The sequence below is a fragment of the Bacteroides sp. K03 genome (genome assembly GCF_019734355.1).
Classification (GTDB): Bacteria; Bacteroidota; Bacteroidia; order Bacteroidales; family Bacteroidaceae; genus Bacteroides; species Bacteroides nordii.
In genome coordinates, this window is the sequence record NZ_JAASHC010000002.1 from 156,797 (window position 1) to 182,051 (window position 25,255).

Consider the following 25,255-nt stretch of genomic DNA (forward strand, 5'->3'; position numbering starts at 1 on the left):
AATACGTCAATAGAAGAAACTGAATACGTTATGAATACGTCAACCAAATATAATACATTATATTTCAACAAGATAGCAATACGCACATACATTTCGTCAAGTATGTTACAGAACACAAAAAGAGTGATAACCCTGCTTTCTTCCATTCGGGTCATCACTCTTTACCAAACAGGAGTTAAATCTTCTGGCTCAGATAATCAATCAAACCTTCTTCTCTATCCAGCTCAAATTTCTTTCGAAGACGATAACGTATTGTTTCTACTCCCCGGACAGAAATACCCAGCAAAGGGGCTATTTCTTTTGAAGAGAGGTTCATTTTAAGATAGGCACACATCATACGTTCATTGAATGATAAATCGGGATGTTTTTCACCCAACCTTTTCATAAAATTATTATGCACCAGGTCAAACTGTTCCTCGATCCTCTTCAATACTTCATCGCTCTGAATATTCGAATCGATCTTATTACTAACTAAAAGCAGCATCTTTTTGTATTCTTTTGATCCCTCCCCCTTTAAAGCTGTAACAACTTTAAACAAGTCCGATTTTATCTCGGTCAGCATCTCATTCTTACGTACAAAATTGATCATCAGATTGGCCATTTCCTGGCTTTTATGTTTTAACTCATACTCCAGCTTCTCTTTTTCGAGTTCCACTATCTGACGCTCCTTGCGCGCACTTTCCTCTTCGTATTCTTTTTCCAGTTCCTGTAGTTCTTTATCTTTTTCTACCACAGCCTGTTGCTTTTTACGTTTCACGCGGAGATCATCCCACTTATATACATACCACATCAGCAACAAAAAGAGCATGAAATAACATAAATAGGCTATTCCCGTACGATACCAGGGAGGAAGAATTCGAAAAGAGAAAGAATCAGTAGCCGTAGTACCATTTCGGAACACCGCCTTTATTTCAAAGGTATAATCTCCTTCCGGAAGATTGCTATACTCCTTGGTCTGTACATTAGTATATTCAGACCACTTGCGGTCATTCAACCTATATTGATAGCTAAGCTCCTCTCCGTGTGTCAATGAAGATATTCCATATTCAAACCGGATGGCATTCTGATTATAAGCAATTTCCGGCGTACCTTTCACTGACAGGAAATTATCAGTATAAATCAGAGAATCCTTAGGATAAGAGAGGTACACATTGCGAATATGCATCAAGTCACTATAGTCTTTTTGCTGGTTATGAGAAGGGATCTTAAACAGAGCAAAACCATCATAATCCGGAATAATCATTAACGAATCAGAAACAGGGACGATTACTTCGGCACCTTGTACCAATTCAACCGAAGGGAGCTCAATAGGGACAATACAGGTTTCAGCCCCTTTCTTATAGTTTCTCAGACTGGCAATACAAATTTCCTGCTGACTAAGGCTGATCAGATGATTATTGTACTGCACCAGACGCGAATATTGATTCACCCCATTAAGAAGCAGGTTCATTTCCTGAAAAGGTTCCATACAATCGGCCGATTCATTATACCGGTATACCCCCTTCGGAGTAGCAAAACAAATCCGGCCATCCACCTTACTTACAAATATATCTTTGTCAGAAGGAAACCTGTTATTCGTATTATACGATTTAATTTCTACCACCCGAGACAGATCATCACTGAGTTTTACCCGTTTAACCTCGCCGGAAAGACATATCCACAACACAGAAGCAGACTGTTGTTCAAGAAAACGGCAAGAGTCGAACAACCCTTCTACTTTACAAACAACCCTCCATACGGCGTCTTTTTTTTCCATCAGGTAAAGGCCATCATAAACGCCAACGTATATCAGATTCTTTTTTCCCATCACCGGTTGACATCCCCAGGCACCGGCCACATCTGCTATTTTTTTCATACTGTTTCCTTCCACCAGAAAGACACCCCGGTCGTGCAAACAAAAAATATCATCATCTATACGGCATAAGTTCCAAACCTGTCCGCTGGATTGAGCCACAGGATGTATATCAGGCAGATTATCAGTTAACTGTACCGGATAATGAGTATAGTACAATCCACGGTTTGTCCCCAAATAGAGACGATCTTCCGACAATAAAGCCGCATAACCGGTTCCGTAAGAGTAGGGATAAGAATAAAGATTAGTCAGCGATGAATTCAAACAAACATAATCAATGCCACTATCCAACCCCGCCCACAGATTCCCCCAATGGTCAAAAGCAACAGAAAGTACCGTATTGTTCTGTAAGCTATTGTATTCATTAAAGAACTTTACCCGTTTTGTCTGAGTATCTATCAACAAAATCCCTTTATGTATAGTCCCCAATGCAATCTTACCACCCGAAACGGCAGCACAAAACACTTCATTCTGCCGCATGAAACTCTCTACACCCGTCAGAAACGGAACCGTAGTACGCCCGTCACAGTAAAACAAACCATCATAAGCCGTCACAACAAGCACTCCGTCTTTATAAGGAATAATGCTCCGGATTCTTTTGGACTTCAATGCCTCCGCTCCCTGCAATGGAAAGAAAGTATTCCCTACCAATACCCACACCCCATGATCAGTACCTATATATAAAACTCCGTTCACCATATCGGAGCAATCTATCTTACAATTCATTTCAATAGTAGTATACTGTCCATTGAGGTATTTCAATACCCTCCCGTCTCCCTGTAAGTAGAGGATGTTATCGTTTTCATGTATTCCCCAGACATTGCCGATAGCCCGTGAAGTCGCATCCAATGAATCAGACATACAAGTGTAAACCAACCTGCCATCATCTCCCGGTTCAAAATAACCGAATTCATTAATTCCGCCTGCATAGACCCTTTTCTGTGATACGGAAGGCAGAACGGAACGAACATCCGAACCATTTTTCAAAGGAAAGATATTCCAGGAGTTACCATCAAATTGCAGCATACCGTTTTTATTGGCAAAATAGATCCAATTACCACTGTAAGAACCTATTTGCCAGGTCTGAGAACCTTTACCATAAAGGGTTTTATTGTAGTTGATAATGAAATTATTCCAATCGGAGGCCGAAGCACATACTGATACCAGGAGAAACGAAACAATCAGAGGTAACAATCGTTTTTTCATATGCGTCATAGTATGGTTCTCTTTGCTATTAGTAGTACAAACTTACTATATTCCGGTGAAGTTCCCAAGAAAAAGAAAGAGAAAAGTTAAAAAAAGAAAAGCACCCCGGCAGATACCGAGATGCTTTCATTCATTTTGAGCCTCTTGTCGGATTCGAACCAACGACCCCGAGATTACAAATCACGTGCTCTGGCCAACTGAGCTAAAGAGGCGGGTGGGTAAGCTTACTATATCGCGCCGCTACAACCAACTACCTTTGCTGCGATCAAGCCCTGGAGGATTCGAAGGGAGCTGGCCGTATAGGACTTACCCGTTTTGCGGTTGCAAAGGTACATCTTTTTCTTTAACTTGCAATAGCTAACGCGCATTTTTTCTATCAAAAAGGAACAAACAGCTACTTTTCAGACAGTTATCAAACAAAAAAAAGTTTATCGTTCCCAACTTTCAAGGCTTTATTAACTTTAACAGCCTGATCTCCCCTATCAACCAATATTATTTGTACCTTTGTGCGCTATTTTAATTTAAAAAATGACAGAAAACAGAAATTACTTACAGAAATATGCCATGCATTTTGGCACATACATGGGAGCATATTGGATATTGAAATTCATTTTATTCCCATTGGGTTTTACAATTCCGTTTCTTTCACTCCTGTTTATGGGCCTTACTATCGGTGTGCCTTTCATAGGATATCACTATGTTAAGATGTATCGGAACAAAATATGCGGTGGTGCAATCAGCTTTGCCCATGCATGTCTTTTCACTTTATTTATGTACATGTTTGCTTCACTACTGGTTGCAGTAGCACATTATATCTATTTCCAGTTTATCGATCATGGATTTATCATCACGCAATGCATGAATGATATGGAACAGATGTTAGTTACCCTCCCCGGAATGGAGACAGAGAAAGAAGTATTCAAAACCGCAATGACCAATGCTCAGTCTTTATCTTCTATTGACATCACGATGCAACTTTTATCATGGAATGTCTTTGCCGGTAGCTTACTTGCTATTCCTACAGCATTGTTTGTAATGAAACGAAACAGAGAATAATTCATAAATCATAAATTCATAATAAAAATGGATATATCTGTAGTCATCCCTTTGTTCAACGAAGAAGAATCACTTCCCGAACTGTTTGCCTGGATTGAACGGGTAATGAAAGCCAACGGCTTCTCATACGAAGTTATTTTTGTCAATGATGGCAGTACAGATCGTTCATGGGAAATTATAGAGCAACTCAAAGCTCAGTCACCGATTGTAAAAGGAATTAAATTCCGTCGCAATTACGGTAAATCACCGGCTTTATACTGTGGATTCAAACAGGCAGAAGGCGATGTGGTCATTACTATGGATGCAGATTTGCAAGACAGTCCGGACGAAATACCGGAACTCTACCGTATGATTACGGAAGAGGGGTATGATCTTGTTTCGGGATGGAAGCAAAAGAGATATGATCCGCTTTCCAAAACACTCCCTACTAAATTATTCAATGCTACAGCACGTAAAGTATCGGGCATCAAAAACTTACACGATTTCAACTGTGGATTGAAAGCCTATCGCCAGGCTGTAGTGAAGAATATCGAAGTATACGGCGAAATGCACCGTTATATCCCTTATCTGGCTAAGAATGCCGGATTTAAGAAAATCGGCGAGAAGGTGGTACAACACCAGGCACGTAAATTCGGTAAAACGAAGTTTGGCGGTCTGAATCGTTTCTTTAACGGATACCTGGATTTGATTTCTCTCTGGTTTCTTTCTACTTTCGGAGTAAAACCAATGCATTTCTTCGGATTGCTGGGCTCGTTAATGTTTATCTTCGGATTTATATCCGTTGTAATAGTAGGAGCTACCAAACTGTATCACATGCATAACGGAATGGCCTATAGATTGGTAACGGACTCTCCGTATTTCTATCTATCCCTTACGGCTATGATTATAGGTACACAGTTATTCCTGGCAGGATTTCTGGGTGAGCTGATCTCCCGCAATGCTCCGGAACGTAATAACTATCAGGTAGAAAAAATGATTTGAGAATGACCCAAACCATATAAAAGAGTATATATATGAAGAATTTAATCCGACTGTTCCTGGTCCTCCTCATTGCAAGTGTTGGTATCGGACTACACACCTCATGCTCTGAAGACAGTGATTGCTCTATTGCCGGACGTGCTATGATCAATTGTACGCTCTATACCAAAAATATTAAAGATGAGATCGTAAACGATACACTCGACTCTCTGACGGTAACCGCACTCGGTACAGATTCTATCATTATCAACAATCAAAAAAAGGTACATACTCTAACGCTGCCGCTGCGATATGCCTCAGATTCCACCATATTCATTTTCTACTATGCGTATAGAGAAGATCGGACATTGTGTGATACCATCTATATCAAACAACATAATGTGCCCTACTTTGAGTCAATGGAGTGTGGATATAGCATGAAACAAAGTATCGTCGGATTAAAATACAGCCGTTTAGAATTAGATACGATCCAAATACCTAATAAACAAGCCAATACTGATGGGACAGAAAATCTTAAGTTACTCTACCGCAATCGCGATTAGTCTGTTTCTACTCTTTTCATTGGAGATTTCGGCGCAGAGCCAACAACGGCCCTACGTCAATCCCACTCCCAAAAGAGATCAGAAAAAGAATGTGAAAGAGGAACCCAAAGAAGAAGTTCCCCTTTACAACGGCACGTATATTGGCGTAGACTTATACGGTCTGGGTAGCAAACTTTTCGGAAATGATTTTCTGAGTTCTGAAGTGGATATAGTAGTGAATCTGAAAAACATGTTTCTCCCTACTGCTGAAATTGGTTTCAGCACCACTGATTCATGGAACGATACCGGTATTCACTATAAAAGTTCAGCCCCTTTCTTCCGCATCGGAGTAGATTATAACACGATGTCCAAGAAAAAGGAGAAGAATAGTTTTTTGTATGTCGGCCTTCGTTACGGGTTCAGTCATATGAAATATGATATCAACAGCATGCCGATGAAAGATCCGGCATTTGGCGGTGAATATGAGAATCCTAGTCTCGGAGATATCATCTGGGGAGGTAGTATTCCCTATGATCACCCCGGACAAAAAGCGACTATGCAGTGGATGGAATTTGTGGCAGGCGTAAAAGTACAGATATACAAGAATTTCTATATGGGCTGGGCGTTACGAATGAAGTATAAACTCTCCGCCTCGGTTAGCGAATATGGTAACCCGTGGATGGTGCCCGGATTCGGGAAATATGGTTCCAACAACATGGGAGTGACATACACTCTGATATATAAACTACCTTATTAAACACAATGACAGGATTAGAGATTTGGCTGCTTGCAATTGGTTTGGCGATGGACTGTTTCGCTGTTTCTATTGCAAGCGGTATTATTTTAAAACGGATTCAATGGCGTCCCATGCTGGTCATGGCTTTTTTCTTCGGATTCTTCCAGGCATTAATGCCATTTCTGGGCTGGATAGGCGCCAGTGCATTCAGCCACCTCATTGAGAGTGTAGACCATTGGATTGCTTTTGCAATCCTTTCATTTTTAGGTGGACGCATGATTCTAGAATCATTCAAAGATGAAGAATGCCGCAAAGAATTTAATCCTGCCAGCCTGAAAGTTGTGTTAACCATGGCAATAGCCACAAGCATCGATGCTTTAGCCATAGGTGTTTCTTTTGCCTTTCTGGGCATCCGGGATTTCTCCGAGATCCTCCCTCCTATCGGTATCGTTGGATTCGTTTCATTCGCAGTGTCATTAATAGGATTGTTATTCGGTATTAAATGCGGCTGTGGCATTGCACGAAAGCTACGTGCCGAGTTATGGGGAGGTGTAATACTGGTAATTATCGGAATCAAAATATTAATTGAACATTTATTTTTCAGCTAAATAAAAACAGATATGAAAGCGAAGAAAAGTTTTATCTGGTTAGGAATACTCCTGCTGGCTACCATCTGGATACTGGTACGTAAAAACAACGTACCCTACAACAGTATTAATGGTTTGGTCTTCGGTACAATTTATAATATTACCTATCAATATGAGGGTGATCTAAAGCCAGAAATAGAAGCTGAGTTAAAGCGTTTCGATGCTTCGTTGTCTCCATTCAATGACACATCAGTGATTTCCCGCGTGAACCGGAACGAAGACATTATAACGGATAGCTTTTTCCAAACCTGCTTCAACCGTTCTATGGAAATCTCCAAAGAGACCGGTGGTGCTTTCGACATCACCATAGCCCCACTGGCAAATGCCTGGGGATTTGGTTTCAAACAAGGAGCATTTCCCGATTCCATGATGGTGGACAGCTTGCTGCAAATCACTGACTACAGAAGAGTAAAACTGGTTGATGGCAAGGTAGTAAAAGAAGACCCTCGCATTATGCTCAGTTGCAGTGCAGTAGCCAAGGGATACTCCGTAGACGTGGTGGCCCATTTGCTCGATAGCAAAGGCATTCAAAACTATATGATAGATATAGGCGGCGAAATAGTTGCCAAAGGAAAAAACTCACGCAATGGCCTGTGGCGTATCGGCATTAATAAGCCCATAGATGATTCACTGTCCGTCAATCAGGAAATACAGACGATTCTCGAACTGACAGACGTAGGTCTTGCTACATCGGGCAATTATCGCAACTTCTACTATAAAGATGGAAAGAAATATGCACACACCATTGATCCGAGAACAGGATATCCGGTACAGCATAACATTTTATCTGCCACCGTCATTGCCAAAGATTGTATGACAGCCGACGCTCTTGCCACTGCTTTTATGGTTATGGGACTAAAAGAAGCAGAAGCTTTTGCCAATGCAAATCCGGAGATTGATGCTTGTTTTATATACAGCGGCGAGAACGGAGAGTTCAAAACATTCTTCACAGAAGGGATGAAGAAGTATATAAGCAGATAGTTATTAAAAAAGCAATTACAGATACTTCAGGAAATAGATTGCGGAATAAAGAAGTGTTATTTATCTACATATAACATACTGATTTTAAGCCAATAAAAGTACCCTACCTTAAGAGATGAAAGAGTGTACATTCTTAGTATATAAAGTTGTACACTCTTGTTATACTAAAGTGTACAGTCTTATACTACAAATATGTACAATCTTGCAGCAATGGTTTAAAATGTTAAAGTCATATGTTAAACTGAGCTATTTCATAAAAACAAAATACACTGCTAATATCAGACAAACAAAAGCTGCTAAATGATTCCAATGCAATGACTCACCTTTAAACAAGACTGTAGTAAAAACGGTAAAAATAACCAAAGTTATCACTTCCTGTATAATTTTCAATTGCATCAAACTAAAAGGCCCTCCGTTTCCACTGAATCCCAAACGATTGGCCGGAATTTGAAAAGTATATTCAAAAAAAGCGATTGCCCAGCTAAAAGCAATAACACCAATAAGCGGAAGCGTAGCAAACCAGGAATACTCCTGTTTCATCTTCAAATGGCCATACCAGGCAAATGTCATAAATATATTGGATACTATTAATAGTAACACAGTATATAATCCTTTCATATCTATTTCTGTTTTAATCAGTTATTCTATTTTGTCGGGCAACAAATCTTCCTGTACATTCGTCATACTCCCCCATAAGCTATACCGTGCTTCTGGATTCATAGCTTCAAGCTGATGCAGTATTCCTTTCATATCGCTACGGCTTGACTGAGATTCATAAGGGCAATTTTTCACTTGCTTCTGGTAGGCGTGTAAAGCAGCCAGTTCTATTAAATCAGCCTCATGTACCAGGCACATCGGGCGTATAATTGTCATATCAAACTTCTTCATCACCAATCGTGGAGGCATCGTACTAAAAGCTCCCTGATAAGTAAGGTTCATCAACAATGTTTCCAGAATATCATCCATGTGGTGCCCTAAAGCTATCTTATTGCATCCCTGCTCTTTGGCAACCGTAAAAAGGGCTTTTCGCCTGTTCCAGGAACAAAGGAAACAAGGAGATTTACGGGTATCGGTAGAAGGATCGAACGAAGTTTCATATACCACCAAAGGTACTCCAAATGTTTCGGCATGTGCCCGCAAATATTCCAGATTACTCTGGTAAGGAATATTCTTCATCACGACGTGCACCGCTACCACCGAAAAGCGGGGTTTGAAGATACGTGCCCGCCTTCCCAACAGTTCGATCAAGGCCAGCGAATCTTTTCCTCCCGACAGACCGATAAGAATTTTATCGCCCTCCTCTATCAGGTTATATTGCACTACACCTTTATTAAACCGGCGCTCAATGCGGCGCAAAATTTGCTCTTCTTCTGTAAACTTTGTCATATCTTCAAAAATTGGCTGCAAAAGTAAGTGAAAAGAATGATTTAAAGAAGAATTAACATAATAGAATAACTTAAAAAAGGAATATTCGCGATTAATTTGTATTTTTGAACTTCTGAATAACAAGCCAAGACCCTATATGAAGAAAAAGCATATTTTATTCTTTCTTTTCTGTCTGATTCTCACAGGTATATCTGCACAGACGCTGGAGCAGGCAAAGACAATGTTTAATAAAGGACAATACGATCAAGCCAAACCTGTCTTTGAAAAATACGTCAAATCTCAAGCTGCCAATGGTAATTATAACCTATGGTACGGTGTCTGTTGTCTGAAAACCGGAGAACCGGACAAGGCGTTGAAATATCTGGAACTGGCAGTAAAAAAACGCGTTCCTACCGGCCAGCTTTATTTGGCCGAGAATTACAATGACCTGTATCGCTTTGATGAAGCTATTAAAAACTATGAAGCTTACATAGAAGATCTTACTAAGAAAAAAAGACCGACTGAAGAAGCTGAAAAATTATTGGAAAAAGCAAAATCCAACCTTCGCATGCTGAAAGGTGTGGAAGAAGTATGCGTGATTGACAGCTTTGTTGTAGATAAAGCGAACTTTCTTGATGCATATAAAATCAGCGAAGAATCGGGTAAACTGTTTTCATACAACAGCTTTTTCAAAACAGAGGGAGAACATCCGGGGACTGTTTACGAAACAGAACTCGCAAATAAAATATACTACGGCGAAAAAGATAAAAAAGGACTGCTCAATATTCTATCAAAGAATAAATTACTGAACGAATGGAGTAAAGGTATGGAGTTGCCGGGAAGTATTAATGCTTCAGGCAATACAAACTATCCATACGTACTGACAGACGGAGTAACGATCTACTATGCTTCGGACGGAGAAGGATCTATGGGTGGATATGACATTTTCGTGACGCGCTATAACACAAATACGGATACCTATCTTAGCCCCGAAAATGTAGGCATGCCTTTCAATTCGCCTTATAATGACTATATGTACGTCATCGACGAATACAACAACCTGGGATGGTTTGCCTCAGACCGTTATCAGCCGGATGGTAAGGTGTGTGTGTATGTATTCATCCCGAACGAATCAAAACAAGTGTACAATTATGAAGCAATGGACCCGAAACAAATCATAGCTCTGGCCCAACTTAAATCATTAAAAACAACCTGGAAAGACAAACAAGAGGTAAGCAATGCCAGAAAAAGACTGGAAGCTGCCATTAATCATAAGCCACAAGAACAATTTGTGGCCGACTTTGAATTCATCATTGATGATAACACAACGTATTATCACCTGGACGATTTCAAATCTCCACAGGCAAAAGAACAGTTTAAGAAATACCAGCAGAAGGAAAAAGACTATCGCCAGCAGGAAAGCAAACTGGACAGTCAGCGTCAGTGGTATGCACGTGCCAATAAAGAAGAAAAAACAAAAATGGCTCCATCTATCCTTGATCTTGAAAAACGGGTAGAACAAATGATCCGCGAACTGGACAAGGAGGCTATCGACATACGCAATACAGAAAAACAAAATCTAAAATAACAAAACTATGGATGTACTGATAATCGTTGTACTCATTATTGCCGCAGTAATACTTTTTCTGGTAGAACTGTTTGTTATCCCGGGAATTAGCGTGGCAGGCTTCGGAGCATTAGGTTGCATCATTTATGCCAATTATTATGCTTTCGCCTATATGGGTACGGGTGCAGGATTTATCACTTTGGTGGTATCAGGAATCGCATGCATCGGTTCTCTCGTATGGTTTATGCGATCAAAAACGCTGGACAAACTGGCTTTAAAAAAAGACATTACATCCAAAGTAGACCGAAGTGCCGCCAATAAAGTAAAAGTAGGTGACACAGGAATTACCACTACCCGACTGGCACAAATTGGTTATGCAGATATCGACGGTAACATCATAGAAGTAAAATCGATGGACGGGCTACTGGATGAAAAGACACCGATAGTAGTTAACCGAATCACAGACGGAACTATTTTTGTAGAAAAACAGAAATCATAATATTCACTTAATTCAAAACTCATTATGAACGTCGAACCAATGTATCTGACTATCTTACTGATAGCGGGAGGTATTATTCTCCTGGTTCTTTTCTTTCATTACGTACCATTCTTCCTTTGGCTGTCAGCCAAGGTTTCGGGAGTAAATATCTCGCTGGTACAACTTTTCTTGATGCGCATCCGTAATGTTCCGCCGTATATTATTGTACCGGGCATGATTGAAGCCCACAAAGCCGGCCTGAGTAATATTACCCGTGACGAACTTGAAGCCCATTATCTGGCCGGAGGACATGTAGAGAGAGTAGTTCATGCGTTGGTTTCCGCTTCTAAAGCAAACATCGAACTCACCTTCCAGATGGCCACGGCTATCGACCTTGCCGGACGTGATGTGTTTGAGGCTGTTCAAATGTCTGTTAATCCGAAAGTAATCGATACACCTCCTGTTACGGCTGTAGCAAAAGACGGTATCCAGCTCATAGCCAAAGCACGTGTAACCGTACGTGCCAGTATTAAGCAACTTGTGGGTGGTGCAGGTGAAGATACAATCCTGGCCCGCGTAGGTGAAGGTATCGTTTCGTCTATCGGTTCTTCGGAAAACCACAAGTCGGTACTCGAAAATCCGGATTCTATCTCCAAATTAGTACTTCGTAAAGGTCTGGATGCAGGAACAGCTTTTGAAATCCTGTCAATTGATATTGCCGATATTGATATAGGTAAAAACATCGGTGCAGCTCTACAGATAGATCAGGCAAATGCAGATAAAAACATTGCGCAGGCAAAAGCAGAAGAACGCCGTGCGATGGCCGTAGCTACCGAACAGGAAATGAAAGCAAAAGCAGAAGAGGCACGTGCCAATGTGATTCAGGCCGAAGCGGAAGTTCCGAAGGCAATGGCAGAGGCTTTCCGTAGCGGAAATCTCGGTATTATGGATTACTATAAAATGAAAAATATCCAGGCTGATACATCCATGCGGGACAACATAGCAAAACCAATGGGTGGAAACAGTAATAAACCACTGAGCGATTAGCCTGCTCACAATAATGTACACGGAGTTCCATAGAGTTTCACTTTTAATAAACACTTTGTGGAACTCTGTGTTATTTTATTAAGAACTTGTTTATAACTAAATCTTTGAACAGCATGAAAAAGTATTTTCCTTCCTCAGAGTTGATAATCAACGAAGACGGTTCAGTATTCCATCTTCATGTAAAACCCGAACAACTGGCAGACAAAGTAATACTTGTTGGAGATCCCGGGCGAGTAGCACTCGTAGCTTCTCACTTCGACAAGAAAGAATTTGAAGTGGAAAGCCGCGAGTTTAAAACCATCACCGGAACTTATAAAGGTAAACGTATTACCGTTGTTTCCACCGGTATTGGTTGCGACAATATTGATATTGTAATGAATGAACTGGACGCATTGGCAAACATCGACTTTCAGACCCGTGAAGAAAAAGAACATCTCCGCTCACTGGAACTGGTACGTATCGGTACTTGTGGGGGCTTGCAACCCAATACTCCGGTTGGCACCTTTGTTTGTTCACAAAAATCAATTGGTTTTGATGGCCTGCTCAACTTCTACGACGGAAGAAATGCAGTCTGTGATCTCGCTTTTGAACGCGCCTTCCTGAACCATATGGGATGGTCGGGCAATATGTGTGCACCTGCCCCTTATGTGATTGATGCAAATGCGGAACTGATTGACCGTATTGCTAAAGAAGACATGGTACGTGGTGTTACAATCGCTGCCGGTGGCTTCTTCGGCCCTCAGGGACGTGAACTGCGGGTTCCTTTGGCTGATCCTAATCAAAATGATAAAATTGAAAAGTTTGAATACAATGGTTTCAAAATAACCAATTTCGAAATGGAAAGCTCTGCGCTTGCCGGATTATCCAGATTAATGGGACACAGAGCGATGACCGTTTGCATGGTAATTGCCAACCGCCTTATTAAAGAAGCGAATACGGGATATAAAAACACCATTGATACACTGATAAAAACCGTTCTTGACAGAATCTAATGAATTTATCATTTGCCGCCATCGACTTTGAGACAGCTACAGGCTATATGGAAAGCGCCTGTTCGGTAGGCATTGTCACCGTTACAGACGGAGTGATTACAGATGAGTATTATAGTCTGATCCAACCGCCCGAAAACGTATATTGGCGATCAAATATCCTTGTACATGGCATCACTCCGGATATGACCGAATCATTACCGGGGTTTCATGCCATTTATCCTGAAGTACGGAAACGGTTACAAGGTAAAACAGTTGTTGCTCACAATGAACAATTTGACCGCAATGTGTTGAAACGTACCATGCGTATGTACCAGCTTGATTATGATGAGTTATTACTGCCCGAACGTTGGGAATGTACTCTGCGTATCTATCGCTCTTTAGGCTATAAACCTGCCAATCTGAGTGCTTGCTGTCAACGGCAAAACATTGATCTCACCCATCACGAAGCCCTCTCTGATGCCCGGGCATGTGCCAGACTCTATCTAAACTTTCTGGAAAGCCATCGTCCGGTCAATACCCTATGGTAAAACGTTCCTGATGATGTGCCGGTTTCTCTAACTCGTCAATCATAGCTGCTGCATAATCCTGCACCGAAATATGACTATTACCCACTACATCTACAACCATATCATCTTTGCCTAAACGATATCTGCCTGTACGTACGCCTGGCGCCATATCAGCAGCCGGTGAGAAGAATACCCAATCTATTTCTTTTTCTTTTTTCAGGAAATTAAGATAAAAATCGCTCAAAGCTTTGACTCCCGGCAATAACTTCTCAGGAACTTCACCAGAATCGACCAGACGGAGACCCGGAGCAATAAACAACGAACCAGCACCACCTACCATCAGAAAACGGTTCACGCCTGATTTTTTTACTCCATCAATTATTGTCAGATAAACTTTAATTGTTTCATCATATATATTGGGATTATCCCATCCGGGATTAAAGGCACTGATCACAGCATCGGCTCCCTTACAGACTTCATAAACCTCATCGAGAGAAGAAACATCCGCTTTCTTGACTACTAAATGTTCATTCTCGATTTTTATCTTGTCCGGATTACGAACTACGGCCGTCACATGAAAATCACGATTCAAAGCTTCATTAAGGATAGCCGAACCTACAAAACCACTGGCCCCTATCAATACTATCTTCTTCATATTACAAATTATTTGAGTGTTCAATTTATTATTTTATCAATAGTATAACACGTTACATTTCAAATTGTTGTAATATAAAAAAGTAATCAGAGGTACTTTTCGATCGTACTTTTCAGCTGTTCTATTGAATAAGGTTTGGAGACAACCTCATTGCACCCCGCAGCAAGCGCCTGCTTCTGTTCTATATAGAAAGCATTTGCCGTCACGGCTATGATCGGAATATCAGCAGATACCGCACGGATTTTCTCTGTGGCTTTAATACCATTCATCACCGGCATACGAATATCCATCAGTATCAGATCTGGTTTCTCATGCAAGAAACGGTTCACAGCTTCTTCACCATTTGTCACCCACGAAAGAGTATAATCTTTCTTTAGCAAAGCATTGATCTGCATAAAATTGGTTTCTACATCTTCTGCTACCAATATCCGTTTCCGTCCCTCCTGATAATCAGATTCAGTAATGGCTAAGTCTACCTGCTGGTAAGGTAAATACATAGCAAAGGTACTCCCCTCGCCTACTTCGGATTCTACATTTATTTTCCCACCAAGACGCTCTACAAGACTCTGACAGATGGATAACCCCAACCCAGTACCTTGTACAAAATCATTCAGTTTCTCAAAACGGGTAAATATCAGGGGAAGTTTCTCTTTGGGAATTCCACATCCGGTATCACTGACAAACAGTTTCAGCCAATCTTTCTCCACACACATTCCAATTGTAATACATCCCTGCCTGGTATTCTTAATGGCATTCGACAGAAAATTAAATAATATCTGAGTAACCCGGTTACGATCGGTTGTAATCCATATTTTCTCTTGCGGACGTGTAACTCTTAACTCAATTTCATCGCTGATTTTTAACCGGTGTACTTTCTCAACTTCATCAATCAGTGAAGTCATCTCCACCAGTTGAAAATGTATCTCTGATTTGCCGGACTCAATACGTGATAAATCGAGGATATCATTGATCAATTGGAGCAACACATTGCTATTTTTCCGAATGATGCCAATGTATTCTTCTTTTTCCTCCTGAGCTTCTGTCAAAGCTATAATTTCGGCAAAGCCAACAATAGCATTCAAGGGAGTACGGATCTCATGACTCATATTAGCCAAGAAAACAGATTTCATACGATCTGCCTCTTCCGCTTTTCTTTTGGCTTCAATCAGTTCCTGGGCATGTTGCACCCGCTCTCCGATATCATGAATTAAAGCCAAGACTTTATTATCTTCAAATGGGGCGATACGAGCTTGGAAATAATGCCTGCCATCTTCAGCATCCAGCGGATACTCAATCTCTTTTAACCGCCCTTCTTTCAGGCACTCGTGTATATTACGAATAAATAAGTCACTTACTTCCGGATTGTAAATAGAACGTCCGTCAGCTCCTTTCAACACCTCTACCGGATGAAGTAACACAGTATCGGATGCCATCAGCACATCAGTGATGAAAAAGTTATCATCAAAAATAAATATAAACTCCGGCAAAGCTTCAATCACTTTCCGATTTCTTGCTTCCAGACGTCTTATGTGCTGCTCTTTTTCACATTGCGAAGTAACATTGATAGTATAGGCTATTATCTTTTCCGGATATCCATCTTTATCTTTCTGATAAGAAAGGAAGTGGTCTTCCAGCCAAATAACTTGCCCTTTATTACCGATACAACGTACCCGTATCTGGGACGTTTTTGTTTCAGAATCGAGCATGCGGGAGAAAGCATTCCGGTAAGGAACAATGTCCTCCGGATAGGCATACCGATAGAAATCATCAATATCTTTAAAAATGATACCTGCCTCTTTTAATCCTAATATACGAAAGTAGTCATCTGTAAAACTACATTCACCTGTTGCAATATCATATTCCCACAGTGCAATTTGGTGTGCAGACAAAACAGAGGTCATTTTTTGAAATTTGTCTCTTAGTTTTTCAATATATTCTTCTTTGAAAAAAGAATCAGCTTCAGCTATCATAAAAGTACATTTTGTTTTGTTGTATGGATAGCAAAGATAAGAATAATAAAGAATAACTTGCATTAAAAGTTATTCCTTTTTTCTACAGAAAATCCTATCTTTGCCTTTCAAAATGAAAAAATAATGAATCAAGACACCATTTGTGCTATAGCCACCGCCCAAGGAGGAGCTATCGGAAGTATCCGCGTCTCTGGTCCCGATGCCATAACTATTACTGAGCGTATTTTCACTCCAGCTAAAGTAGGGAAGCAACTATCTGATAAAAAGCCATATACATTAACTTTCGGACATATATACAATGAGAAAGAGATTGTGGATGAAGTACTTGTCAGCTTGTTTCGTGCCCCCCACTCCTATACTGGGGAGGACAGTACTGAAATTACGTGTCATGGCTCTACCTATATTCTTCAGCAGGTGATGCAACTGCTTATCAAAAACGGCTGTCGTATGGCTCAACCCGGAGAATATACACAAAGAGCTTTTTTGAACGGCAAGATGGACCTCAGCCAGGCAGAAGCTGTGGCAGACCTGATTGCTTCAACCTCTGCTGCTACCCATCGTTTAGCCATGAGCCAGATGCGTGGCGGCTTTAGTAAAGAATTAGCTGACCTCCGTGGAAAACTTCTCGACTTCACATCTATGATCGAACTCGAGCTGGATTTCAGTGAAGAAGATGTGGAGTTTGCAGACCGTTCCGCATTACGCCATTTAGCAGATGGGATAGAACAGGTTATCACTCGCCTGGTTCATTCGTTCAGTGTAGGAAATGCTATAAAAAATGGTGTTCCGGTAGCCATCATAGGCGAAACCAATGCAGGAAAATCGACCCTATTGAATGTTCTGTTGAATGAAGATAAAGCCATCGTCAGTGATATTCACGGCACAACCCGTGATGTCATTGAAGATACTGTAAACATAGGCGGCATCACTTTCCGCTTTATAGATACTGCCGGAATTCGTGAGACTAATGATACTATCGAGAGTTTGGGTATTGAACGTACCTTCCAGAAATTAGATCAGGCCGAAATTGTGCTTTGGATGATTGATGCAACAGACGCGAAATCACAAATGGAAGAGCTTTCAGGTAAAATTCTCCCACGTTGCCAAAATAAACATCTGATCGTAGTATTTAATAAATCTGACCTGATCAGAGAAGAACAAAAGAAAGATATAATTTCTCTTCTATCAAGTTTCTCCAAAGAAGACGTGAGTTCAATCTTTATTTCTGCAAGACAACGATCAGGTACTGACGAATTACAACAAACACTGATCGAAGCCGCCCACCTCCCAACGATCACACAAAATGATGTAATCGTCACAAATGTCCGCCATTATGAGGCTCTATCCCGTGCACTGGATGCCATACACCGAGTACAAAACGGATTGGATGCGAATATTTCCGGAGATTTTTTAGCACAGGATATACGAGAATGTATCTTCCATCTGTCGGATATAGCAGGAGAGGTAACAAACGATATGGTACTTCAAAATATATTTCAGCATTTTTGCATCGGAAAATAGGTGGTGATTACTAACGATTAGCATAGATTACTATTGATTAATAAGGCGTTCATTTTGAGCGCCTTTCTTTTTGCTCGTATTAGCGATAGTTGAAAAGATGGAGTTTTTTGTCATTCCCCATCTTTTCACTTTTATATAGCGTAAATTTTCATATCTTTGTGGAATAACAGACGTAAACATCAAAAAATAATTTGATATAAACCGAATAAAAAAAGTCCTCGAAGAGAAAGGAATCAAGCAAACATAGCTCGCAGAGAAAATCGGCAAAAGTTTCAGTCAGACCAATGCGTATGTTTGCAACCGCCGCCAACCCAGTTTGGAGCAACTCTTCGAAATTGCTAAAATACTTGGTGTGGACGTGAAGGAATTAATTGATGATAAAAAAAGAAATAGATATGGCTACAAATAAGCATGCTGTAATTAGATATCAAGCCTTAGATAGATGCTTTAGCAATTTTGCACGTCGATTCTACATCAAAGACCTAATTGAAGCCTGTAATGATGCTATATATGACTTTACAGGGAAGGAAGATGGCATAGAACGTCGCCAACTATTCGATGATATTAAATTTATGGAGAGTGAGGCCGGGTATTCTATTGAGTTAGACAAAATAAAAGATGGAAAAAAGAAATATTACCGTTATTCAGATAAAAATTTCTCCATAAACAAACAACCTCTAAGCCTAACTGAAGCCGAACAACTAAAAGATACTATAATGATGTTGAACCGCTTCAAAGGGTTGCCGCAATTTGATTGGATGGAAGAGGTTTTGGCTCGTTTCGAAGATACTTTCAAACTGAAAGCGAATGTAGCCAGCGTTGTTAGTTTTGAACAAAACCCATATCTGAGAGGAATAGAACATTTTACGGCGCTTTTTAATGCAATAATCAACAAGCAAGTGCTTAAAATTGAATATAAAGCATCATTTGGTGAGTCTCAACAATATGAGATTCATCCATATTTTCTGAAGCAATACAATAACAGATGGTTTCTGTTCGGGATTAGCCAGCTAGAAGGACAAAACAAGTTGATGAATATGGCCATTGACCGTATTGTTGGTTTCGAACCTATGCATCAAGTAGAGTATATAGAAAACAAGGATATAGATTTTGTAGAGTATTTTGACGATGTAATTGGAGTTACTGTCCCAAATAACAAATCAATAGAAAAAATACGCCTTAAAATTGATAAAGCTAGATACAGCTATATTGAATCTAAGCCGATACATCCCACACAGACAGTAAAGGAAAAAAATGAAGAATATGCTGTAATTGAGTTAAAGTTAATACTAAACTATGAGTTTGAAACCCTTTTGCTTGGTTTTGCAGATAGTGTAGAGATACTTGAGCCAGAATCACTTCGAGAGACAATTTCTTCACGTGCAAGAAAGATTATTGAAAAGAATATTAGTTGTGCAGATACACCGCACGGCGATGCATAATCTTTGCCCTGAAAAAGTTGTTTAATTTAATATTTTATTTGTTATGGACCTTGAGATTAGAGAAAAAGAGTACAGAAATATAGCAATGCACCTCATACAGAGTTTGTATATGAGTGGTAGTAATGTCATTGCTACATTAGGTTTTTTTATAGCTCTGTCAAAAAAGGGACGGCTTTTTGACTATATAGATATAGCTAAATTTGATTATATCTATAATGAAACTATACAACTTGATCATGATACTACAATTAGACTATATGATGTGTGTGGTATGGTTCCTTTGAATAGCACTGTGCTAGCAATCGTAAGAGTTATGGATAGTATTCATAACATAGATCATGCAAGGTTATTTGAGGAGGTTATTGCTATATACGCTTCACAGGAGGAACGGAAACGAGATGTGTTTTTCCAACCTAAGGAGCTAACTCATCTTGTTTCGTCCATTCTAAAAGAAAATAATGTCAAGTATGTGTACAATCCTTTTGCAGGTGTTGGATCGTATCAGCTGGACAACAAAGATGTTTGCTATACTTCACAAGAGTTAAACCATGATACATGGATAATTGGTAAGCTAAGAATGTTTATGAATGATATCTACTATGATTATACATGTGAAGACTCAATATTGAAGTGGGCGGGAGAAAATAGAAAGTTTGATGCAGTTGTCGCAACACCTTCATTCAAAATGCTTCTGAGTAAAGAACAGGAGTCTATCCTTTATTGGGAAGATTTAGGCTTTCATCATAAAACAGTGGAAACGCTCTATTTTTCACGGGCTATTACAAGCATCAAAGAAGATGGAGTAGTAATTGGAGTTGTCCCAAGTAGTTTTCTTTCTGACACCACTTATGCTGCGCGTGGCTTCCGTCAGTATTTTATTGAAAATGGACTAGTACGAGAGGTGATACAGTTGCCTGCAAATATTTTTAATGCTACTGCTATCAGCACAGCCATAGTAGTTTTATCTAAGAGTAGCCAAAATCAAATTAGATTTATTGATGCTTCAGAATGTTATACTAAAAGAGGGAAAGGTAATATTCTCGACTGGGAACAGATTGTTGAACAGCGTAAGCACAGGAATAGTGAAAATATTCGCTTGGTGAATAATGTTGACGTATCTGAGCAAGGATGCGACCTAACCCCATCACGTTATTTTGAAATTGCAGATACTATACATGAGGGATATGAAGCAATACCATTAAAAGATCTCACTAGTATTCACACTGGGAATAGGCATGATAGCAGTGAAGGACATTTTGTCAATATTGGAGATTTGTCATCAGACGGACTTTATAGTACAGTCGAAATAGACAATCTGCCATTTGGAGAATTAAAATCAAACTTTAGACGTATCACATCTCCTGTATTATTGATTTCAAAGGTCCGATTCTTAAAACCCACATACATTGAGGCATCACCGACTAATCCTATTTATATTAGCCCTAACATCATGGCTCTTAGTGTAGACTCGACAAAGGTTTATATTCCATACTTGGCTTATGAGCTATCTCTCAAATCCGACAGATTGCATAAAGGAGCGGTTATTCCTAATTTTCAACGTAAGGATATTCTTAATCTGAAAATTGCCATCCCATCTCTATCTTCTCAGGGAGAGGTACTGTCTCAAGAAAGAGCAATTATTGAAAGCCTCACTCTCGCTGATAAAAATGCAAAAATTAAAGAGCATGGATTAGAGGAGATAATAAAGATGCGAGAGCAGGAGTTATTTAGGTTAATAAACCTTCGTAAGCATCGAATTAATCCTTACTTTTCGGGTATGCAAGACAACTTAGTCTTACTAAGAGATGAGTTTAAGACGTCAGGTGCTATTACTCTAAATCACAAAATTACGCCAAATTATACGGTTGAGGAGTTGCTGAATAATTTTGAAAGGCAGATTGCAGATGTGAAAAACCTTTTCAAAGATCTAACTTCACAACTTGATATTGGAAAAAGCAAGCCTTTCCCGTTTATCAATTTTATTCAATCATATAAATATATAGGCAAGAACCCTAATCTAAATTTAGTAGTTGAAATTAGAAGTGATGGCTCAATAACTGATTTAGAACGAGAAATAGTATCGTCAGAGAGTAGTTTGAAAGAGCTGATAGACATTGTAATTGAGAATGCTGAGCGTCATGCTTTCATTGGTCGCACTCATGGTAGTGTTGATATTCGATATGGAGAAGATGGTGATGGCATTTATATTCAGATTCTAAATGACGGAATACGTTTAGACAAAGATTTTAATGAAGAGTTATCATTCTCAGAAGGATATAAATATGGCAAGAGTGGGAATACTGGTAAGGGGTTATTTAGGGCAAAACAGATTTGCATTGCTTTAGGAGCTGATATAAGCTGGATAACTGACGATACGAGTGTTTTTGCAACAGGTATTTTAATCTCAATTAAAAATGTTTAGATTATGGAGATAAAAGTTTTATGGCTTGATGATGAGTTTGATTCAGAAGCGCTCAAATCAACGTTTATCAGAATGGAAAAGCATTTTAGATTGATTAAATGTTACACTAAGGATGAATTTCTTGATAAAATTGAGAGTGAGGAATGGGATGCAATTGTATTAGATGTGCTTGATACCAACGGTCGTGATTCTGGGTTTCAAACGGCCGTGAGGCGAATTCTTAAAGGATACAAAGATGAGCCGTGGTTTGTCTTTTCAGGACAGGAGAATGTTACCAAAAAAGAGAGCGATATTCGTGCTATGCTCGCAGAAGAAGATTGTCAAAGAGAATATGCTGACATCCTTTACATCAAATCTGAGCATAACGAGAAACTTATTAATGACATTAAGAATGCGGTGAGCGAAAAGTCTGCTTGGCAGTTAAAGAATAAATATAGCAATGTTTTGAGTGCTTTTGATGATAACATTCAAGGGAAAGAGCAGCTATTCGATATCTTACTAACGCTCCACGGCCATAAGCACCTTGATCATCAAACTTATTATACCCAACTGAGACTTATTTTGGAGTGGATGTTTCGTGATGCAAACAAAAGGGGATTATTACACGACAAGTGCATTGATGAGAAGAGAAAGGTTAACCTCACAGAATCAAGTTTATTTATGGCAGGCAAACCTACCAAATATCTTGATGTTTATTGCGATATTCCTCATTTTCCCAAAATAATAGCAGCTAATGTAAAAAGTATATTAGAGATAACAGGAGGTGCTTCACATACTGCTGAACCAGATGAAAAAGAACTCATTAATCTTCAAGCATACTGGGAGCAAGTCAATACACCTTATCTGCTATATAGCTTAACCTTTATGCTATGTGATATTTTAATATGGTATAAGGAATATGCGAATAGAAATAGTGACAACACAACGAATAGGTCGCATTGGAGAGAGATTGCTCAAAGTGGTACTCAACTTACAGGCAAGATTACAAATATAACCCAAAGTGGATTGGCATTTCTCAAACCCGAAGGCTCAAAAGACTCCAAAGAAAATTGTGGTATTCAACCTAAGCTGTTATATAACCTTTTAGGATTAGATACAAGCAAACTTCTTATCGTAGAGTATGAAGTTCAAAAAAAGAAGAAAAGAGATTCTGATGAGGAAGAAGATATACGTGTAGCAACGAGAATAATACGCAAATTTGAGTAGCTATGCAGTTGCAATGCACAACAAATAATTAACTTTGCAGAAAATAAATAGAAATAAATATGACTCCACAAGAATTAGCACAAATGATATGGAACATCAAGGAGATTATCCGAGATGATTATAATGACAAGAATGTTGATGAGGTAATTTTACCTTTTACGCTGTTACGCCGTTTGGATTGTGTAATGGATGTTAATAAAGATATTGTTAAACAAGTCATTGACACACTGCCAAACAATATCAAAAAATACGAAAAAGAGGATATTGAAAAGTATCACACTATGCTATCTAATATACTTAAGCCCAAAGGTGTTAGCTTTTATAATATTTCTGGATTTAGCTTGGCAAATATACTCGCCAACCCTAAAGCTTTGGGAGATAACTTCAAAACATACCTTGAAGGATTTAGCGAAAATGTAAAGGATATTCTCTACAACTTCACCGGAGGTAAAGAGAAAGGACTCTCTCCTATCTACGAAACATTGCTCCGTAAAAATCTTCTCTTCAATGTTGCTCAAGAGTTTGTTACTAAAGCTGACTTGCATCCCGATAAGGTAGACAACCATACTATGGGTACTATCTTCGAGATAATTATCCGTATGTCAAAAGAGAGTACAAACGAGACAGCGGGACAGTACTACACGCCTCGTGAGATTGTCAAATTGCTGGTAAGTTTGATTTTCTGTGGTGAAGAGAATGATTTGAAAAGTCCGGGCAAGCACTTCTCGATATATGATCCTTGTTGTGGAACGGGCGGTATGCTCACTGTTGCTAAAGATTATATGCAGCAGGTCTCTGGGCGTAATGATATGAAAGTTTATATCTATGGGCAGGAGATAAACGAGCAGACCTATGCGATTTGTAAGTCGGATGTGTTAATGAAGGGCGAGAATGCCGATAACGTAAAGCAAGGTAATACTATATCAAATGACCATCTAATTGGTAAGAAGTTTAGCTATATGATTACAAATCCTCCATTTGGCGTTGATTGGAAAAAGGATAAAGCGTATGTAGAAAATGAGGCGGAAAGTGCTGATGGTCGTTTCTCAGCAGGACTGCCAGATACGAGCGATGGTTCATTGTTGTTTTTGATGCATATGATTAGCAAGATGGACGAAGGTGGGTCACGTATCGGGATTGTTTTGAATGGCTCTCCGCTGTTTAATGGCGATGCGGGTAGTGGCTGGAGTAATATCCGCAAGATGCTGCTTGACCGTGATTTATTGGATTGCATTGTGGCTCTACCTAAGAATCTTTTCTACGGAACGGACATCACTACCTATATGTGGATATTAGATAACAACAAACCAGCATCACACATCGGGAAGGTGCTTTTAATCAATGCCAATCAACCTGAATATATATCACCATTGTCTCGTAGCTTGGGCAAGAAACGATATGAGATTAATGAATTGGGAATGGAGGACATTGTTAAGATTTACAGTGGCTATGAGGCTTGTAGTCGAGTATTCAAACGAGGTGAAGAGACCGAAACCATTGAGATTGCAAAGGTGATGAATATGGAGGATTTTATATATACCAAAGTGACCGTGGAGCGTCCATTGCGTTTGAAATATGATAATTTATTAGAGAAGATTGAAGCAGAACTTACTAATCCAAAGTTGTCGAGTGCTGACAAAGAGAAAATTGAATCTGTAGAAAAAGCGGTTCGTAAGGCTAATCTAAAGGAGGTTCTTTCTGACTCGGCTTTCTTTCAGTGGTTGAAGAAGAACAGTAAGTTGAAGCTAACAGCTGCTCTTATTAAAAAGCTCCGCTCTATACTAGGTACTACGGATGAGACTATGCCGGAGGTTACTGCAAATCCGTTTGATACGGAGTCTGGTTTTGTGCCTGATACGGATTTGAGAGATACAGAGAGCATTCCGTTGAAAGTTGATATTGAGGAATATTTCAAGCGCGAAGTATTGAAGTTCGCACCCGATGCATGGATGGATCGAGAGAAAGATAAGATCGGTTGCGAGTTTCCGTTTACCAAACTATTTTATGTCTATAAACCCCTACGTAGTGTAGAGGAAATTTTGAGTGAGATAATGATGTTAGAAGAGGATATGGACGGTGCGTTGCAACATATTTTAGAGGCATAAGT

21 protein-coding genes, 1 tRNA gene and 1 pseudogene are annotated in these 25,255 nt (G+C 39.6%); 17 read left to right on the top strand and 6 right to left on the bottom strand.

Annotated features, from left to right (window positions below; translation table 11 throughout):
• Positions 1-175: 175 nt before the first annotated feature.
• Both HCG69_RS01740 and HCG69_RS01745 read right to left on the bottom strand, forming a co-directional pair.
• Positions 176-3,067 carry a triple tyrosine motif-containing protein gene (locus tag HCG69_RS01740; protein WP_221648609.1) on the bottom strand — a complete coding sequence of 964 codons (2,892 nt, stop codon included), beginning with the start codon at positions 3,065-3,067 and terminating at the stop codon, positions 176-178.
• A gap of 129 nt (positions 3,068-3,196) precedes the next feature.
• Positions 3,197-3,270, bottom strand: a tRNA-Thr gene (locus HCG69_RS01745).
• 316 nt (positions 3,271-3,586) lie between these two features.
• On the opposite strand from HCG69_RS01745, the gene HCG69_RS01750 reads away from it, so the two are divergent.
• Genes HCG69_RS01750 through HCG69_RS01775 form a run of 6 tightly spaced genes read left to right on the top strand, consistent with a single transcriptional unit; the run spans position 3,587 to position 7,977 of the window.
• Complete coding sequence (locus HCG69_RS01750; RefSeq protein ID WP_221648610.1) at positions 3,587-4,114, top strand: DUF4199 domain-containing protein; 528 nt, start codon at positions 3,587-3,589, stop codon at positions 4,112-4,114.
• A gap of 27 nt (positions 4,115-4,141) precedes the next feature.
• On the top strand, positions 4,142-5,095 hold the full coding sequence (locus HCG69_RS01755) for a glycosyltransferase family 2 protein (RefSeq protein ID WP_002562033.1): 954 nt from the start codon (positions 4,142-4,144) through the stop codon (positions 5,093-5,095).
• Between the two features lie 32 nt (positions 5,096-5,127).
• Positions 5,128-5,634 carry a DUF6452 family protein gene (locus tag HCG69_RS01760; protein ID WP_221648611.1) on the top strand — a complete coding sequence of 169 codons (507 nt, stop codon included), beginning with the start codon at positions 5,128-5,130 and terminating at the stop codon, positions 5,632-5,634.
• Complete coding sequence (locus tag HCG69_RS01765) at positions 5,591-6,370, top strand: DUF6048 family protein (RefSeq protein ID WP_221648612.1); 780 nt, start codon at positions 5,591-5,593, stop codon at positions 6,368-6,370. Before HCG69_RS01760 ends, HCG69_RS01765 begins: the two co-directional genes overlap by 44 nt.
• Before the next feature lie 5 nt (positions 6,371-6,375).
• Entirely contained in the window at positions 6,376-6,957 is a 582-nt protein-coding gene (locus tag HCG69_RS01770) for a manganese efflux pump MntP family protein (RefSeq protein WP_221648613.1), read from the top strand.
• A 12-nt stretch (positions 6,958-6,969) separates the two neighbouring features.
• Complete coding sequence (locus HCG69_RS01775; RefSeq protein ID WP_221648614.1) at positions 6,970-7,977, top strand: FAD:protein FMN transferase; 1,008 nt, start codon at positions 6,970-6,972, stop codon at positions 7,975-7,977.
• Between the two features lie 246 nt (positions 7,978-8,223).
• On the opposite strand, the gene HCG69_RS01780 is transcribed toward HCG69_RS01775, so the two are convergent.
• Positions 8,224-8,595, bottom strand: a complete 372-nt coding sequence (locus tag HCG69_RS01780) for a DMT family protein (protein WP_002562057.1) — start codon at positions 8,593-8,595, stop codon at positions 8,224-8,226.
• Positions 8,596-8,616: 21 nt separating this feature from the next.
• Positions 8,617-9,363: an ATP-binding protein gene (locus HCG69_RS01785; protein WP_221648615.1), complete on the bottom strand. Its 747-nt coding sequence runs from the start codon at positions 9,361-9,363 to the stop codon at positions 8,617-8,619.
• A 136-nt stretch (positions 9,364-9,499) separates the two neighbouring features.
• Here HCG69_RS01785 and HCG69_RS01790 point away from each other — a divergent pair, with 136 nt between their 5' ends.
• From HCG69_RS01790 to HCG69_RS01810, 5 genes are all read left to right on the top strand, one after another.
• Entirely contained in the window at positions 9,500-10,930 is a 1,431-nt protein-coding gene (locus tag HCG69_RS01790; protein WP_221648616.1) for a tetratricopeptide repeat protein, read from the top strand.
• A gap of 7 nt (positions 10,931-10,937) precedes the next feature.
• Positions 10,938-11,408 (top strand): NfeD family protein, encoded by a 471-nt coding sequence (locus HCG69_RS01795; protein ID WP_002562060.1) that lies wholly within the window; start codon positions 10,938-10,940, stop codon positions 11,406-11,408.
• Positions 11,409-11,432: 24 nt separating this feature from the next.
• Positions 11,433-12,434 carry a flotillin-like protein FloA gene (gene floA, locus HCG69_RS01800; protein ID WP_007484590.1) on the top strand — a complete coding sequence of 334 codons (1,002 nt, stop codon included), beginning with the start codon at positions 11,433-11,435 and terminating at the stop codon, positions 12,432-12,434.
• Positions 12,435-12,547: 113 nt separating this feature from the next.
• Positions 12,548-13,426 (top strand): nucleoside phosphorylase, encoded by an 879-nt coding sequence (locus HCG69_RS01805; protein WP_221648617.1) that lies wholly within the window; start codon positions 12,548-12,550, stop codon positions 13,424-13,426.
• Positions 13,426-13,953 carry a 3'-5' exonuclease gene (locus HCG69_RS01810; RefSeq protein ID WP_221648618.1) on the top strand — a complete coding sequence of 176 codons (528 nt, stop codon included), beginning with the start codon at positions 13,426-13,428 and terminating at the stop codon, positions 13,951-13,953. Before HCG69_RS01805 ends, HCG69_RS01810 begins: the two co-directional genes overlap by 1 nt.
• On the opposite strand, the gene HCG69_RS01815 is transcribed toward HCG69_RS01810, so the two are convergent.
• Together HCG69_RS01815 and HCG69_RS01820 are read right to left on the bottom strand one after the other, a co-directional pair.
• Positions 13,937-14,587 carry an NAD(P)-dependent oxidoreductase gene (locus HCG69_RS01815; protein WP_221648619.1) on the bottom strand — a complete coding sequence of 217 codons (651 nt, stop codon included), beginning with the start codon at positions 14,585-14,587 and terminating at the stop codon, positions 13,937-13,939. The genes HCG69_RS01810 and HCG69_RS01815 overlap by 17 nt on opposite strands.
• A gap of 86 nt (positions 14,588-14,673) precedes the next feature.
• Complete coding sequence (locus HCG69_RS01820; RefSeq protein ID WP_221648620.1) at positions 14,674-16,557, bottom strand: ATP-binding protein; 1,884 nt, start codon at positions 16,555-16,557, stop codon at positions 14,674-14,676.
• Between the two features lie 123 nt (positions 16,558-16,680).
• Here HCG69_RS01820 and mnmE point away from each other — a divergent pair, with 123 nt between their 5' ends.
• The 6 genes and pseudogenes from mnmE to HCG69_RS01850 all read left to right on the top strand — a co-directional run bounded on the left by mnmE (position 16,681) and on the right by HCG69_RS01850 (position 25,253).
• Positions 16,681-18,078: a tRNA uridine-5-carboxymethylaminomethyl(34) synthesis GTPase MnmE gene (gene mnmE / locus HCG69_RS01825; protein WP_221648621.1), complete on the top strand. Its 1,398-nt coding sequence runs from the start codon at positions 16,681-16,683 to the stop codon at positions 18,076-18,078.
• 196 nt (positions 18,079-18,274) lie between these two features.
• A pseudogene (locus tag HCG69_RS01830) lies at positions 18,275-18,487 on the top strand (helix-turn-helix domain-containing protein).
• A complete protein-coding gene (locus tag HCG69_RS01835; protein ID WP_221648622.1) occupies positions 18,474-19,520 on the top strand; it encodes a YafY family protein in 1,047 nt (348 codons plus the stop codon). The pseudogene HCG69_RS01830 and the gene HCG69_RS01835 overlap by 14 nt, the downstream one beginning before the upstream one ends.
• A 43-nt stretch (positions 19,521-19,563) precedes the next feature.
• On the top strand, positions 19,564-21,942 hold the full coding sequence (locus tag HCG69_RS01840) for an N-6 DNA methylase (protein WP_221648623.1): 2,379 nt from the start codon (positions 19,564-19,566) through the stop codon (positions 21,940-21,942).
• A gap of 3 nt (positions 21,943-21,945) precedes the next feature.
• Positions 21,946-23,148: a hypothetical protein gene (locus HCG69_RS01845; RefSeq protein ID WP_221648624.1), complete on the top strand. Its 1,203-nt coding sequence runs from the start codon at positions 21,946-21,948 to the stop codon at positions 23,146-23,148.
• A gap of 59 nt (positions 23,149-23,207) precedes the next feature.
• The gene (locus HCG69_RS01850; protein WP_221648625.1) at positions 23,208-25,253 is read left to right on the top strand and encodes a class I SAM-dependent DNA methyltransferase; all 2,046 of its coding nucleotides are present in this window, start codon (positions 23,208-23,210) and stop codon (positions 25,251-25,253) included.
• The last annotated feature ends 2 nt before the right edge of the window (positions 25,254-25,255 follow it).